The following is a 696-nucleotide window of genomic DNA, read 5'->3' on the forward strand; positions in this document are numbered from 1 at the left end:
CGTGGCCTCCTGCCGCCGCGGCACATGGCCCAGGCCGAAGAGTCCCGGGACGCCCTCGATACGGGGTCCGGCGAGCCAGCCGAAGAGGTCGAACGGCCCCTGTGGCGGCTGCGCCGGCCGGTGCCGGAACCGGTCCGGGTCCCCTTCACGGGCCTCCGGGAGGAACGGCGGTGGAGACACCGGGGGTTCCGGACCGGTCCGCTGTCCGTACGTGCCGTCCAGTCCCATCCCGGCCCCGCTCCTTCCCCGTCACTCAGCCCCGACTCAATGTAGTGGAGGCGGCACCCGCAGGTGAGCGGCACGCGGACGCCGCGAAGGTACGCCGCGGCGGAGCGGCGCTGTCCGGGCGGGCCAACTACGGCTCCGCACTACGCCCGAGTGGCGCATGCACCGCCCTCGGGGCGGCCATAACCTGCAGAGGAAGAGCCGATATCCCACGGTCGTCCCCGTACGTCTGGAGAACTCCATGAGCGCTGCTCCGTCCAGCGCCGGGCAGCTGCCCGGCGGCCCGTCGCTCCCCCAGGAGCGCCGCCTCGTCACCGCGATCCCCGGTCCCAAGTCGCAGGAGCTGCAGGCGCGCAAGGCCGCCGCGGTGCCGTCCGGCGTGGGCACGACCCTGCCGGTGTTCATCACCCGCGCGGGCGGCGGCGTGGTGGAGGACGTCGACGGCAACTCGCTGATCGACTTCGGCTCCGG

General features: G+C 73.9%; 2 pseudogenes. One reads left to right on the top strand and one right to left on the bottom strand.

From position 1 onward, the window contains the following. Positions 1-228, bottom strand: a pseudogene (locus AOK09_RS41225) (hypothetical protein); the annotation flags it as partial. A 238-nt stretch (positions 229-466) separates the two neighbouring features. Between AOK09_RS41225 and AOK09_RS41610 the strand changes: the two are divergent. Further along, positions 467-696, top strand: a pseudogene (locus AOK09_RS41610) (4-aminobutyrate--2-oxoglutarate transaminase); the annotation flags it as partial.

The organism is Peterkaempfera griseoplana, from assembly GCF_001418575.1.
In the GTDB taxonomy this organism is placed as follows: Bacteria; Actinomycetota; Actinomycetes; order Streptomycetales; family Streptomycetaceae; genus Peterkaempfera; species Peterkaempfera griseoplana.